Origin of the sequence: Stutzerimonas stutzeri RCH2, from assembly GCF_000327065.1 — a bacterium.
Lineage (GTDB): Bacteria > Pseudomonadota > Gammaproteobacteria > Pseudomonadales > Pseudomonadaceae > Stutzerimonas > Stutzerimonas stutzeri_AE.
This window is the reverse complement of the sequence record NC_019936.1, coordinates 3,887,842-3,902,372: the sequence shown is the minus strand read 5'-3', so window position 1 is coordinate 3,902,372 and position 14,531 is coordinate 3,887,842. Positions and strand designations below refer to the sequence as shown.

The 14,531-nt window shown below is 62.1% G+C and carries 11 protein-coding genes; 7 read left to right on the top strand and 4 right to left on the bottom strand.

What is annotated here, in order from left to right; genetic code table 11:
- Window positions 1-10 precede the first annotated feature (10 nt).
- The 4 genes from trxA to PSEST_RS18120 all read left to right on the top strand — a co-directional run bounded on the left by trxA (window position 11) and on the right by PSEST_RS18120 (window position 4,463).
- Window positions 11-337, top strand: coding sequence for a thioredoxin TrxA (trxA, locus tag PSEST_RS18135; RefSeq protein WP_015278393.1), 327 nt, complete (start codon window positions 11-13; stop codon window positions 335-337).
- A 231-nt stretch (window positions 338-568) separates the two neighbouring features.
- Window positions 569-1,828 carry a transcription termination factor Rho gene (rho, locus tag PSEST_RS18130; RefSeq protein ID WP_014821732.1) on the top strand — a complete coding sequence of 420 codons (1,260 nt, stop codon included), beginning with the start codon at window positions 569-571 and terminating at the stop codon, window positions 1,826-1,828.
- A 123-nt stretch (window positions 1,829-1,951) separates the two neighbouring features.
- Window positions 1,952-3,418: a 4-hydroxy-3-polyprenylbenzoate decarboxylase gene (gene ubiD / locus PSEST_RS18125; protein WP_015278392.1), complete on the top strand. Its 1,467-nt coding sequence runs from the start codon at window positions 1,952-1,954 to the stop codon at window positions 3,416-3,418.
- 73 nt (window positions 3,419-3,491) lie between these two features.
- Complete coding sequence (locus tag PSEST_RS18120; RefSeq protein ID WP_015278391.1) at window positions 3,492-4,463, top strand: CDP-6-deoxy-delta-3,4-glucoseen reductase; 972 nt, start codon at window positions 3,492-3,494, stop codon at window positions 4,461-4,463.
- A gap of 55 nt (window positions 4,464-4,518) precedes the next feature.
- Here PSEST_RS18120 and PSEST_RS18115 read toward each other — a convergent pair whose 3' ends face one another.
- The 3 genes from PSEST_RS18115 to PSEST_RS18105 form a co-directional block, all read right to left on the bottom strand.
- Entirely contained in the window at window positions 4,519-5,184 is a 666-nt protein-coding gene (locus PSEST_RS18115; protein ID WP_015278390.1) for an SPOR domain-containing protein, read from the bottom strand.
- Window positions 5,185-6,924, bottom strand: a complete 1,740-nt coding sequence (gene argS / locus PSEST_RS18110; RefSeq protein ID WP_015278389.1) for an arginine--tRNA ligase — start codon at window positions 6,922-6,924, stop codon at window positions 5,185-5,187. It lies immediately after the preceding gene.
- Window positions 6,925-7,036: 112 nt separating this feature from the next.
- On the bottom strand, window positions 7,037-9,259 hold the full coding sequence (locus tag PSEST_RS18105; protein ID WP_015278388.1) for a primosomal protein N': 2,223 nt from the start codon (window positions 9,257-9,259) through the stop codon (window positions 7,037-7,039).
- A gap of 196 nt (window positions 9,260-9,455) precedes the next feature.
- Between PSEST_RS18105 and rpmE the strand changes: the two genes are divergently transcribed.
- From rpmE to PSEST_RS18090, 3 genes are all read left to right on the top strand, one after another.
- Window positions 9,456-9,668, top strand: a complete 213-nt coding sequence (gene rpmE / locus PSEST_RS18100; protein WP_014821726.1) for a 50S ribosomal protein L31 — start codon at window positions 9,456-9,458, stop codon at window positions 9,666-9,668.
- Between the two features lie 20 nt (window positions 9,669-9,688).
- Window positions 9,689-10,486, top strand: coding sequence for a thermonuclease family protein (locus PSEST_RS18095; protein WP_015278387.1), 798 nt, complete (start codon window positions 9,689-9,691; stop codon window positions 10,484-10,486).
- A 156-nt stretch (window positions 10,487-10,642) separates the two neighbouring features.
- Window positions 10,643-11,911 (top strand): malic enzyme-like NAD(P)-binding protein, encoded by a 1,269-nt coding sequence (locus PSEST_RS18090; protein ID WP_015278386.1) that lies wholly within the window; start codon window positions 10,643-10,645, stop codon window positions 11,909-11,911.
- A 65-nt stretch (window positions 11,912-11,976) separates the two neighbouring features.
- On the opposite strand, the gene PSEST_RS18085 is transcribed toward PSEST_RS18090, so the two are convergent.
- Window positions 11,977-14,406, bottom strand: a complete 2,430-nt coding sequence (locus tag PSEST_RS18085; protein WP_015278385.1) for a penicillin-binding protein 1A — start codon at window positions 14,404-14,406, stop codon at window positions 11,977-11,979.
- Window positions 14,407-14,531 lie beyond the last annotated feature (125 nt).

The following is a 14,531-nucleotide window of genomic DNA, read 5'->3' as shown; positions in this document are numbered from 1 at the left end:
GAGAAAATCCATGAGCGACTACATCAACAATGTCAGCGACAGCAGTTTCGAGCAGGACGTCCTCCAGGCCGACGGTCCCGTACTGGTCGACTACTGGGCTGAATGGTGTGGCCCCTGCAAGATGATCGCGCCGGTACTCGACGAGATCGCCAAGGAATACGAAGGCCGTCTGAAGGTCTGCAAGCTCAACATCGACGAGAACCAGGAAACGCCGCCGAAGTATGGCGTGCGTGGCATCCCGACACTGATGCTGTTCAAGAACGGCAACGTCGAAGCCACCAAGGTTGGCGCGCTGTCCAAGTCGCAGCTGGCAGCTTTCCTCGACAGCAACATCTGAGTTCGCCAACGTTCTCTTCCAAAGCCCCCGCAGACGCGGGGGCTTTTTTTATCGGCAGGGTGGACGCTTCGCCTGCACGGTGCTAAATTCGGCCTCGCGACGCATTCTTCCGTCGCCCTCTGCACGCCGTCGCCGACGCACTTCAGCCTCATAAAGCACAACGAACCTGTTCGTCTCTTGCTGCGCGGCTTCTCAAGCTAATCGCTTTCTACATCCTTCCTGACTCTCTCTATGAATCTGACTGAACTCAAGCAAAAGCCCATCACCGAACTGCTGGAAATGGCCGAACAGATGGGCATCGACAACATGGCCCGTTCGCGCAAGCAGGACGTGATTTTCTCCCTGCTGAAGAAGCACGCTAAAAGCGGCGAGGAAATTTCCGGTGATGGCGTGCTGGAGATTCTCCAGGACGGTTTCGGCTTCCTGCGCTCCGCGGATTCTTCCTATCTGGCCGGCCCGGACGACATCTACGTCTCGCCCAGCCAGATTCGTCGCTTCAATCTGCGTACCGGTGACACCATCATCGGTAAGATTCGCCCGCCCAAGGAAGGCGAGCGTTACTTCGCCCTGCTCAAGGTCGACTCGATCAACTACGATCGGCCGGAGAACGCGAAGAACAAGATCCTCTTCGAAAACCTGACCCCGCTGTTCGCCAACGAGCGTCTGAAGATGGAGGCCGGCAACGGCTCCACCGAAGACCTCACTGGCCGCGTGATCGACCTCTGTGCACCGATCGGCAAGGGCCAGCGTGGCCTCATCGTTGCTCCGCCGAAAGCGGGCAAGACGATCATGCTGCAGAACATTGCCAGCAACATCACCCGTAACAACCCCGAGTGCCACCTGATCGTGCTGCTGATCGACGAGCGCCCGGAAGAAGTGACCGAAATGCAGCGCACCGTGCGCGGCGAAGTGGTCGCCTCCACCTTCGACGAGCCGCCGACCCGCCACGTGCAGGTCGCCGAGATGGTGATCGAGAAGGCAAAGCGCCTGGTCGAGCACAAGAAGGACGTGGTCATCCTGCTGGATTCCATCACCCGCCTAGCGCGCGCTTACAACACCGTGATCCCGAGCTCCGGCAAGGTCCTGACCGGTGGTGTCGACGCCCATGCGCTGGAGAAGCCCAAGCGTTTCTTCGGTGCCGCGCGCAATATCGAGGAAGGCGGTTCGCTGACCATTCTCGCCACCGCGCTGGTCGAAACCGGCTCGAAGATGGACGAGGTGATCTACGAGGAATTCAAGGGCACCGGCAACCTGGAGCTTCAGCTCGATCGCCGCATCGCCGAGAAGCGCGTGTTCCCGGCCATCAACATCAATCGCTCGGGTACCCGCCGCGAAGAGTTGCTGACCAGCGAAGAAGAGCTGCAGCGCATCTGGATTCTGCGCAAGCTGCTGCACCCGATGGATGAAAGCGCCGCCATCGAATTCCTGCTCGACAAGCTCAAGGACACCAAGACCAACGACGAATTCTTCATGTCCATGAAGCGCAAGTAAGCGACTCGTCGTTACCCACAAGGCCGGGGAAACCCGGCCTTCGTCTGTCTGCAGGTTTTGGAAAATCCGGCGCTGGGGCTAAACTTTGCGCCCCGACCCTGCCGGCCCATGCGAGGCTCAAGCATGCAGTATCGCGATCTGCGCGACTTTATCAGCGGCCTGGAAAAACGTGGCGAGCTCAAGCGCATCACCACTGCCGTCTCTCCCGTTCTGGAAATGACCGAGATCTGCGACCGCACCCTGCGCAAGCAGGGCCCGGCGCTGCTGTTCGAGAATCCGACCGGTTTCGACATGCCGGTGCTCGGCAACCTGTTCGGCACGCCGCAACGGGTCGCCCTGGGCATGGGCGCCGAGGATGTCTCCGAGCTGCGCGAAATCGGCAAGCTGCTGGCGTTCCTCAAGGAGCCGGAGCCACCCAAGGGCCTGAAGGACGCCTGGAGCAAGCTGCCGATCTACAAGAAGGTCATCAGCATGGCGCCGAAGGTGCTCAAGGACGCACCTTGTCACGAGGTGATCATCGAGGGCGATGACGTCGACTTGGGGAAGATCCCGGTCCAGCACTGCTGGCCGGGCGACGCCGCACCGCTGATCACTTGGGGGCTGACCATTACCAAGGGGCCGAACAAGGAGCGACAGAACCTCGGTATCTACCGCCAGCAGGTGATCGGCCGTAACAAGGTGATCATGCGCTGGCTCAGCCATCGTGGCGGTGCGCTGGATTTCCGCGAATGGTGCGAGAAGTATCCTGAGCGGCCGTACCCGGTGGCAGTGGCGCTGGGCGCCGATCCGGCGACGATCCTCGGTGCGGTGACGCCTGTGCCCGATACGCTCTCCGAATACGCCTTCGCCGGTTTGCTGCGCGGCTCGCGCACCGAGCTGGTCAAGGCGATCGGTTCCGACCTGCAGGTGCCGGCCTATGCCGAGATCGTCTTGGAAGGGCATATCTACCCAGGCGAGATGGCCGACGAAGGCCCCTACGGCGATCACACCGGCTACTACAACGAAGTGGATCGTTTCCCGGTGTTCACCGTCGAGCGCATCACTCAGCGCAAGAATCCGATCTACCACAGCACCTACACTGGCCGACCGCCAGATGAGCCGGCGATTCTTGGTGTGGCGCTGAATGAAGTGTTCGTGCCGATTCTGCAGAAGCAGTTCCCGGAGATCGTCGACTTCTACCTGCCGCCGGAAGGCTGTTCCTACCGCATGGCAGTGGTGACCATGAAGAAGCAGTATCCCGGTCACGCCAAGCGGGTCATGCTGGGGGTGTGGAGCTTCCTGCGTCAGTTCATGTACACCAAGTTCGTCATCGTCACCGACGACGACATTAATGCTCGCGACTGGAACGATGTGATCTGGGCCATCACCACGCGCATGGACCCCAAGCGCGACACGGTGATGATCGACAACACGCCCATCGATTACCTGGATTTCGCCTCACCGATCTCCGGGCTGGGCTCGAAGATGGGCCTGGATGCCACCCACAAATGGCCGGGCGAGACTAACCGCGAATGGGGACGCGCCATAGTCCAGGATCCGGCGGTGAAGCAGCGGGTCGATGAACTCTGGTCGCAGCTGGGTATCGACTGACATAACCGAAGAGGCGGGCCCGAGCCCGCCCGAAGCCTTGGCGGGTCATCCCGTTCACTGATAAGACGTGCACATGAAAGTTACCTTGCAGCCATCCGGCGCCGTGCTCGACGTGCGGCCCGGCGAACGATTCCTCGATGCCGCCAGGCGTCTGGGCTACGAATGCCCGCAGAGCTGTCGCAACGGCAATTGCCATATCTGTGCCTCGCTGCTGGTCGAAGGACGTGTGCGCCAGGCCGGCGAAGTGCGCGATCACGGCGAGCTGCTTGCCTGCCTGGCCGAGCCGCTGGAAGACTGCGTGCTGCTCTGGGATGGCGTGCTGGCGCCCGGCGAACTGCCGGTGCGCGAGCTGAGCTGCCAGCTGAGCGGCTACGAAGAGGTCGGCGGCGACGTAGTGCGTCTGCGTCTGCGTCTGCCCGCTGGCCGGCAACCGCGCTATCACGCTGGCCAATATCTGCTGCTGCAGCGGGAGGATGGCGAGTGGTCGGCGTTCTCTCTCGCCTCGGCGCCAGGGAGCGGTCGGGAGCTCGAACTGCACGTGCTGGCTCGCGAGGAGTCCGCCATCGAGCTGCTGGCGTTCCTGCAGCGACAAGGCTTCGCCCGGGTTCAGTTACCGTTCGGCGATACGCATCTGGCCGAGCTACCGGATGGCCCGCTGGTGCTGGTCGCTGCCGGCACCGGCATGGCGCAGATGCACAGCCTGATCGAGTACTGCCGCGCCGCGGGCTTCGTGCATCCGGTGCATCTGTACTGGGGCGTGCGGCGGCCGGAAGATTTCTACCAGCTGCCGCACTGGGATGAATGGCAGGGCATGGGCAATCTGCATCTGCATCGGGTGGTCAGTGACGTCTGTGGCTGGGAAGGGCGCTGCGGCATGCTGCACGAAGCGATTCGAGAGGACTTCAGCGATCTCAAAGCGCTGCATGTCTATGCCAGCGGCTCGCCGTCGATGGTCTATGGCACGCTCGATGCGCTGGTGGAGGCGGGGATGGATCCGCATCAGATGCGTGCGGACGTGTTCGCCTACGCGCCGCGTGAGGACTAAGGCTGCAGTGGTCGGATAAATGAAAAACGCCGGGTCGAAACCCGGCGTTTTTCGTTCAGCGCGTCTGCCGCTGTTGCAGCAGCAGGTTCTTGTAGCCACTGGCGGCGAGTGTCTTCTGTGCGGCGTTTAGTTGCTCGCGGCTGCCGAAGGGCCCGACCAGCACGCGATACCAGGGCTCGTTACGCACCTTGACGCTTTCCACCCGCACATCCTGGCCGAGCAGGATGATCTGCGCGCGCACGCGATCGGCTTCCGCCTGCTGGCGGAACGAACCCGCCTGCAGGAAGAACTGGGTCACCGGAGCCTTGGCCACGGTGGGCGGTGGTGGCGGCACCTGGCCGTTGAGGGCGGCCTGCGCGCGGGCTTCGTCGATCTTCGCCGCTTCCTCCGGCGTAACCGGCGTGCTTGGTGGTTCCGGCTGCTTGGCCTCGGGCGGCAGAATTACCTCCGACTCGGGCAGCAACGTATAGAAGTCGTATTTCGGCTTGGCTGGCTGCCCACTGCTTGGGGTGCGCTTGGGCTGTTCCTTGATCGCGGTCTTCGGGGCTTCCTTGACGCGTTTGACCTCTTCGCCCCCCGGCTCGAGGCTCATCAGAAACACGATGAAGCCGCCGATCACCAAGCCACAGACTAGCCAGATCCAGCCTGGTACGGCCTGCTTGGCTGGCGCTTGATAGCGGCTGGCGCCCCGCTTGGGCGCGGCTTTCTTCCTTGCAGCCACTTACATGCGCTCCAGAGTTTCCAGGCCGAGAAGTTCCAGGCCCTGCTTGAGGGTCTTGCCGGTCAGGGCGGCCAGGCGCAGTCGGCTCTGTTTCTGGTCTTCCTGCTCGGCGCTGAGAATCGGGCAGTGTTCGTAGAAGCTAGAGAACAGCCCGGCCAGATCGTACAGGTAGGCGCACAACAGGTGCGGTTCGCCTTTCTCGCCGACGCTGTTGAGCACCTCACCGAACTGCGCGAGCTTGGCAGCCAGGGCGAGTTCCTGCTCGGCTTCCAGTCGGATGCGCCCGGTGCTTTCGTCGATGCCTTTGCCTAGCTTGCGGAACACACTGGCCACGCGGGTGTAGGCATAGAGCAGGTAGGGTGCAGTGTTGCCTTCGAAGCTCAGCATCAGTTCGAAGTTGAAGCGGTAATCGCTGGTACGGTGCTTGGACAGGTCGGCGTACTTGACCGCGCTGATGCCCACCGCCCGGGCGATCTGGCGCAGCTCGGCCTCGTCGAGCTCGGGGTTCTTGCCTTTGACCAGGGCATAGGCGCGCTGCTCGGCCTCGTCGAGCAGATCGATCAGCTTCACCGTGCCGCCGTCGCGGGTCTTGAACGGACGTCCGTCGGCGCCGTTCATGGTGCCGAAGCCCATGTGTTCCAGCTGCATGCTTTCATGAACGAAGCCGGCGCGGCGGGCCACTTCGAAGGCCATCTGGAAGTGCAGCGCCTGACGCTGGTCGACGAAATACAGCGCACGATCGGCATGCAGCACCTGGCTGCGGTAACGCATGGCGGCCAGGTCGGTGGTGGCATAGAGATAGCCGCCGCCGGCCTTCTGCACGATTACCGGCAGCGGGTTGCCTTCGGCGTTCTTGAACTCGTCGAGGAAGACACACTGCGCGCCGTTGTCCTCGGTAAGCAGGCCCTTCTCGCGCAGCGCATCGACAATGCCTAGCAGCTCGGAGTTATAGGCGCTTTCACCCTTCACATCGGCCGGGGTCAGTTTGACGTTGAGGCGGTCGTAGAGCTTCTGGCAGTGCGACAGCGAGATGTCGTTGAAGCGGGTCCAGAGGCTCAGGCACTGTGCGTCGCCAGCCTGCAGCTTGACCACCAGCTCACGGGCGCGGTCGGCAAATTCGGCGGACTCGTCGAAGCGCTGCTTGGCGGCGCGATAGAACTGCTCGAGGTCGGCCAGTTCGCTCTCGGCGGCGGCCGGCTTTTCTTCGAGATAGGCGAGCAGCATGCCGAACTGGGTGCCCCAGTCGCCGACGTGGTTCTGCCGGATCACCTCGTCGCCGAGGAACTCCAGAACACGGCCCACTGCATCACCAATGATGGTCGAGCGCAGGTGGCCGACGTGCATCTCCTTGGCCAGGTTTGGCGATGACAGGTCAACCACCACGCGTTGGGTAGCACTTGCCTTACGCACTGCCAGCTGTGCGTCGGACAGGGCCGTTTCGAGGCGCCCGGCCAGGGCGTCGCTGTTCTGGAAGAAATTCAGAAAGCCCGGTCCGGCGATTTCTACCTTGCTGACCTGGGCATCCTGCGGCAGTGCGGCGATCAGCTTCTCGGCCAGATCGCGCGGTTTCAGGCCGGCAGGCTTGGCCAGCATCAGGGCGATATTGCTGGCGAAATCACCATGACTCTTGTCCTTGGTGTTCTCCACCTGAATAGCAGGTGTCAGCCCATCGGGCAGCACGCCTTCGCTGGTCAGACGAACAAGGGCTTGCTGGATCAGGTGGCGAATGCTGTCTTTCATGGTCGGCTCGGTCCGCAAGAGTGCGCGAAAACCCGGCATTATCGGGGTGCGATGGGTATCGCTTCAAGGTGCGTAGCGCCCGGGCCGGGAAAAGTGCCGTTAATCCGGGCGCTCAGAAGAGGTCGATCGGGTCGACATCCAGACTCCAGCGTACCGCTCGGCTACCGGGCAGCTGTTCGAGCGTGGGGGTCCAGATGTCCATCAGGCGGTGCAGCGTCGCCCTGGCGTTGCCCTGAAGCAGCAACTGAGCTCGATAGCGTCCGGCGCGTCGCTCCATTGGTGCGGGAACCGGTCCGAGCAGTTCGACGCCGTTGAGTTGCAGTTGCTCGAGCAGCTGTTCGGCGAGGCTGCAGGCGTCATCGAGGAAGGCTTCGGCCTGGCCCGGCTTCTGCGCTTCGGCGCGCAGCAGCGCCAGGTGGCTGAACGGTGGCAGGCCGGCGGCGCGGCGTTCGGATAGCGCCTGCTCGGCGAAGGCGAAATAGCCCTGCTCGGTCAGCTGCACCAGCAGCGGATGGTCGGCCAGATGCGTCTGGATGATGACCTTGCCAGGTTCTTCCGCCCGCCCGGCGCGCCCGGCGACCTGGACGATGAGCTGGGCCATGCGCTCGCTGGCGCGAAAGTCGGCAGAAAACAGTCCTCCGTCTGCATCGAGAATTGCCACCAGCGTGACGCGCGGAAAATGATGGCCCTTGGCGAGCATCTGCGTGCCGACCAGCAGGCAGGGCTCGCCGCGATTGATGGTGCCGATCATCTGCTCCATCGCACCCTTGCGTGCGGTGCTGTCGCGGTCGATGCGCAGCACCGGATAATCCGGAAAGAGGATGCCCAGGCGCTCTTCGGCACGTTCCGTTCCGGCACCAACTGGGCGCAGGTCCACCTTGCCGCAGTCCGGGCAATTGCGCGGTGGCCGCTCGACATGCCCGCAATGGTGGCAGCGCAGTTCATTGTGGCGTTGATGCAGGGTCATCCGTGCGTCGCAGCGTGGACACTGACTGAGCCAGCCGCAGTCATGGCAGAGCAGGGTGGGGGCGAAGCCGCGTCGGTTGAGGTAGATCAGCACCTGCTGGCCAGCCGCAAGGGTCTGGCCGATGGCCTGTTGCAGCGGGCCGGAAATACCGGCATCCAGTGGGCGGCTCTTGACGTCCAGGCGCAGGAAGCGCGGTGACTGGGCGTTGCCGGCGCGTTGGGTCAGTTTGAGCAGCGCATAGCGCCCGCTGTGGGCGTTGTGCAGACTCTCCAGCGAAGGTGTGGCGGAGCCGAGCACAATCGGTAGGTTTTCCTGCCGTGCACGCACCAGGGCTAGATCGCGCGCGTGATAACGCAGGCCCTCTTGCTGTTTATATGAGGCGTCGTGCTCTTCATCGATGATGATCAGTCCCGGATTCTTCATCGGCGTGAACAGCGCCGAGCGGGTGCCGATGATGATGTCCGCTTCACCGTCGCGGGCGGCGAGCCAGGCATCGAGCCGGTCACGATCATTGACGTTGGAATGCAGCAGGGCGATCCGTGCATTGAAGCGCTGCTCGAAGCGAGCGAGCGTCTGTGGTCCCAGGTTGATCTCGGGGATTAGCACCAGGGCCTGCTTGCCGGCTTCCAGTACGCGATGAATCAGTTGCAGATAGACCTCGGTCTTGCCACTGCCGGTCACCCCGGCCAGCAGGAACGCCTGAAATCCTCCAAGGCCGGCGCTCACCGCTTCGAAGGCCGCGCGCTGCTGTGCGTTCAAGGTGAGTTCGGCCTGCAGCAGCCAGCTGCCACTGTGCCCGCGAGACGGCTTGCTGCGGCGTGATTCGATATGTACCAGGCCCTTTTCCAGCAGCAGGTCGAGGCTGTCCTTGTTCAGCTGCAGTTTGCTGAGCAGCGCATGCGGCAGGCCGTGAGCATGCTGGGCGATGGCTTTCAGCGCTTCGCGCTGCTTGGGTGCGCGAGCCAGTCGCGGGTCTTCGGGGCTGGCGCCTTCGGCCAGGCGCCAGTAGCGCTCCTGGCGCGCCTCGGCGGGTTCGCCCTGGCGCAGCAGTACCGGCAGTGCCCAGCTGAGGGTGTCGCCCAGGCTGTGCTGGTAGTACTGCGCGGTCCACAGGCAGAGCTTGAACAGCGGCGCGGGCAGCGGTGGTTTCGCGTCCAGCAATTCCAGCGCCGGCTTGAGCTTTTCCACCGGTACTTCGCTCTGGTCGCTCAGCTCGACCAGAATGCCGACAACCTCGCGTCGACCGAAGGGCACGCGCAGGCGCACGCCTGGTTGCAGCGCGGCGCGCGACACGCCAGCCGGCGGCAGATAATCGAACAGGCGGCGCAAGGGCGAGGGCAGCGCCAGGCGGAGGATGCAGGAAGGCAAGCGGTGTTCCTTGGCAAAGAGCGCAGATGGTAAACGATCGTACGGTTTGGCGCCGATGGTAAGCATATCTTCGGCGGGCCGGTGCGCCTGTCGCCTGCGCTTGCATCACCCTAGCGCTCTGGTATGATTCGCGCCCTACTTCGTGCGGTACTCGACATAGGGTCGGGTGGCGGCACACAATCCTAGAGGATTCACCATGAAAGCCGATATCCATCCGAATTACGTAGAAATCGAGGCCACCTGCAGCTGTGGCAACGTCATCAAGACCCGTTCCACGCTGGGCAAGAACCTGAGCCTCGACGTGTGCTCCGAGTGCCACCCGTTCTACACCGGCAAGCAGAAGGTACTGGATACCGGCGGCCGTATCGATCGCTTCAAGCAGCGTTTCGGTGTGTTCGGCGCCAAGTAAGCTGGCGTACCGGGAATCCGATGAGGTTTTCCGAGCACATAAAAAAGGCGTCCCTTGTGGGCGCCTTTTTCGTTTCCGTCTTCTGGCACGCGTCAACGCTGGCGTTCTTCTGCCCGTCTCCAGGGCGCCTGCCGCTGGTGGATGTGGCGCGGGTGATCGATGGCGACACGCTGCGCCTGGGCGATGGTCGCAGCGTTCGGCTGATCGGTATCAATACGCCGGAGCTGGGGCGTGAGGGGCGCAAGGCGGAGCCGTACGCTGTAGCGGCACAGCGAAGGCTGCAGGCATTGGTGAAAGCCAGCGATGGCCGAGTTGGGCTGGTCGTGGGGCGTGAGCGTCAGGATCGCTACGGGCGCATCCTGGCTCACGCCTATGACGCCAATGGCATCAATCTCGAGGCGTCGCTGCTTGCCGAGGGCCTCGGACTCATGGTCGCGATTGCGCCAAACACCGCATTGGTGGCCTGCCATCAGCGGGCGGAGCAGCATGGGCGGTATGAGCGTCTGGGTGTCTGGCGCAAGCTGACTCCGCGCTCCCCGCAGTCACTCAGGCAGGGAGGTTTTGCGCTGATCGAAGCCAAGGTGGCGCGGGTAGAGCGCAATCGCGGCGGCTACTGGCTAGAGATGGAGGGCCCGCTGGTCGTGCATATACCTGTGCAGGCATTCGACGCGTTCGATCTTCGCGCTCTGGATGCGCTCGCCGGTAAGCGACTCGAGCCGAGAGGTTGGGTAGTCGATCGCCGCGGACGGGCGGCGGCTGGCCAGGCTCGCTGGATGCTGCGGGTTACCCATCCGGCCATGCTTGGCCAGTCTCGCTGAGCTCTCTGTTTCTCCGCCGAGCGCGGCGTGAGTCTACCCGGAAAGTCGTATTGGCGCGGGCTTGACAGCCAGCTTGCCGACTGGCTTGTGACTGCGCTTGTTCTTGGCGTATGCTCGACCGCCTGTCTGTCCCAGTAAAATAAGCGGAAATGCCACATGACTGACCTGAAAACTGCCGCGCTCGAATACCATGCCCAACCCCGTCCGGGAAAACTGAGCGTCGAGCTGACCAAGCCCACCGCTACCGCTCGTGATCTGTCTCTGGCGTACAGCCCGGGTGTCGCCGAGCCTGTGCGCGAAATCGCGCGCGATGCGGAGCTGGCTTACCGTTACACCGGCAAAGGCAACCTGGTGGCGGTTATCTCCGATGGCACCGCTATTCTCGGCCTGGGCAACCTCGGCCCACTGGCATCCAAGCCGGTGATGGAAGGCAAAGGCGTGCTGTTCAAGCGATTCGCCGGTGTCGACGTCTTCGACATCGAAGTCGATGCCGAAAGTCCTCAGGCTTTCATCGATACCGTCAAGCGTATCTCCATCACTTTCGGTGGCATCAACCTCGAGGACATCAAGGCGCCCGAGTGCTTTGAAATCGAGCGTGCGCTGATCGAACAGTGCGACATTCCGGTGTTTCACGACGACCAGCATGGCACCGCCATCGTCACCGCCGCAGGCATGCTCAACGCGCTGGAAATTGCCGGCAAGACATTGGAGCAGGCGAAGATCGTCTGCCTCGGCGCTGGTGCGGCTGCGACTTCGTGCATGAAGCTGCTGGTCAGCATGGGTGCCAAAATCGAAAATATCTTCATGATCGACCGCAAGGGCGTGATCCACGCCGGTCGTGACGATCTGAATCAGTACAAGGCTGTGTTCGCCCACGAAACCGACAAGCGCACCCTGGACGATGCCCTCGAAGGCGCCGACGTTTTCGTCGGCCTGTCCGGTGCCAACCTGCTGAGTCCTGACGGGCTCAAGCGCATGGCGGCCAACCCGGTTGTTTTCGCCTGTTCCAATCCTGATCCGGAGATCAGTCCCGAGCTGGCCCATGCAACGCGTTCCGACGTGATCATGGCCACCGGTCGTTCTGACTATCCGAACCAGGTCAATAACGTGCTTGGCTTCCCGTTCATCTTCCGTGGCGCGCTGGACGTGCGCGCCAAGCGCATTAACGAGGAGATGAAAATCGCAGCGGCCATCGCGTTGCGCGATCTTGCCAAGCTGCCGGTGCCGGCTGAAGTGGCTGCCGCTTATGGAGTGGACAGCCTGGAGTTCGGTCGCGAGTACATTATCCCGAAGCCCATGGACCCGCGTCTGATTACGCTGGTGTCCGACGCAGTGGCCAAGGCGGCGATTGAAAGCGGCGTTGCAACGCTGCCTTATCCGTCGCACTACCCGCTGCAGTCGGTGCACGACGTATTCAACGGCTGATCAGCGTTGAATAAAAAACCCCGCCTTGGCGGGGTTTTTTATGATCCGAATAACTGGATAGGCGATCAGAACAGATCGAGCGGCGCCGCTTCGTCGGCGGGCAGCGGACTGCCAGGTGCCTGATAGCCCGGATCGACCTCGCCCATCGGCGGCGGCGAATCTTCGCTTTTGAACACCTCGAAGTAGGCGTCGGGTGTGCCCGGCGTGGCCGCTCGGCCACTAACCGGGTCGATACGCAATTTGAGCAATCCGTTCGGCTCCGCCGGTGGATGCTCGGGCATGTCCTTGAGCACGGCGCTCATAAAGGTCATCCAGATCGGCAGTGCGACCGTGCCGCCATACTCGTTGCGCCCGAGACTCTGCGGTTGGTCGAAGCCGGCCCACACCGTGGTGACGATGTCGGCGTTATAGCCGGAGAACCAGCTGTCTATCGAGTCGTTGGTGGTACCGGTTTTGCCAGCAATGTCATTTCGGCCCATGGCCAGCGCGCGACGCCCCGTGCCTCGCTTGATAACGTCCTGCAGCATGCTGGTCATGATGTAGGCGGTACGCTCATCCAGCACTTGCTCGGCATAGCGCGGTCCCGCGTCTGTCGACTCGTCTGTGTCGAGCGCTCGGCTAGGCGGCGCAGCAAAGGTGTCGGCGACCGCAGCCGCAGGCTGATCATCGGGTGGTGGGACTCTTGCCGGATTGGCCTCGAATACCAGATTACCCTCGCGGTCTTCGATGCGTTGGATCAGGTACGGCTCGATCTTGTAGCCGCCATTGGCGAAGGTGGTCCAGCCAGTGGCGATCTCCATTGGCGTCAGGGTCGCAGTGCCCAGAGCCAGCGAAAGGTTGCGCGGCAGGTCCTGCAGATTGAAGCCGAAGCGGCTGATGTAATCGACGGTATGGTCGATGCCCATTGTCTGCAGCAGGCGGATCGAAACCAGGTTTCTCGATTTGTATAGTGCCTCCCGCATCCTGATCGGGCCGAGGAAGGTGTTGTTGTCGTTCTTCGGGCGCCAGATGCGATCCATGCCTTGCTCGACGAAGACGATGGGGGAGTCGTTGACCAGGCTCGCGGCGGTGTAACCGGCGTCCAGTGCCGCGCTATAGATGAAGGGTTTGAAGCTCGAGCCAGGCTGGCGCTTGGCTTGAATGGCGCGGTTGTAGTTGCTCTGGCCAAAAGAGAATCCGCCCGCCAAGGCTTCGATCGAGCCATCTTGCGGGTCGAGGGAAACCAGAGCTGCCTGTGCCTGGGGTACTTGGCTGAACAGCGCGGCCTCATCCTGCCAGCGAATGCGTATGACATCGCCTACCTTGACCACGTCTGCCGGGCGCTGTGGTCTGGGTCCCATGCTGTTGATCCCGAGATGCGGGCGGGCCCACTTCATGCTGTCCCAACTCACCGTTTGTTCTTTGCCGTCCCTGGTTAGGGCAAGGATGCCGGCAGTGTCGACTTGCGTCACTACGGCCGGTTGCAGGCCGGATAGGCCGCGATACTTGGCCAATTCTTGCGCCCAGTTCTCGCGCGGCACATCGGCAAGGCGAGCCTCCGGTCCGCGATAACCATGACGCTGGTCGTATTCAATGAGTCCGCTGTTGAGCGCGTTGTTTGCGGCTACCTGGCGCTCGCTCGAAACGGTGGTCTGTACCCTGAACCCGTCAGTGTATGCAGCGCTGCCGAAGCGTCCGACCATTTCTGCGCGGGCCATTTCGGCAATATACGATGCATCCAGTTCGGGAGCGGCTCCGTGGTATCGCGCGGTCTCAGGTTCAGCCAGCGCCTGCCGATAACTAGATTCATCCAGTGAGCCCAATCTGAACATGCGCCCCAGGATCCAGTCGCGCCGCTCTTTGCTGCGGGCTGGGTTGACCACTGGGTTGAATGCGGAGGGGGCCTTGGGAAGTCCTGCGATCATCGCGAGCTGTGCAACGCTCAGTTCAGAAATGGATTTGCCGTAGTAGACCTGGGAGGCTGCCTCGATACCGTAGGCCCGATTACCAAGGTAGATCTTGTTGACGTACAGCTCGAGAATCTCGTTTTTGCTGAGTTCGCGTTCGATTTGCAGCGCTAGGAGGATCTCGTTGATTTTGCGTGAGAAGCTTCGTTCGCTGGTGAGGAAGTAGTTCTTCGCCACCTGCATCGTGATGGTGCTGCCACCGGTCTGAATCTGTCCGCTTTTCAATAATTGCGTGGCAGCGCGCATCAGGCCGGTTATGTCGACGCCATAATGATTAGCGAAATTGTCATCCTCCGCGGCGAGCAACGCCTGGATGAACTCCTGGGGAATGTCTTCGAAACGAATCGGCGAGCGTCGCATCTCGCCGAACTCTGCGATCAGCTTGTCGTCAGCGCTGTAGACGCGTAGCGGGATCTGTAGCTGTATGCTGCGAAGTGAGTCGACCGAGGGAAGGTTCGGACTGAGGTAGAGAAAAGCACCGCTGATGCTGAGCAACAGGGCGCAAAAAACTGCGAAGCACGACCAGAGAAGAAATTTCAAAAAACGCATCGGGGTTCTTGGAATCCAGGATTTTGAGGGGAGGAGCGGCGGCGATGCTGAAAGGGAAAACCGTTCACATTATATGCGCTTTTTTTGCCGGGTAGCCATTTGCGCTTCTGTCAAGGCTGTTATCT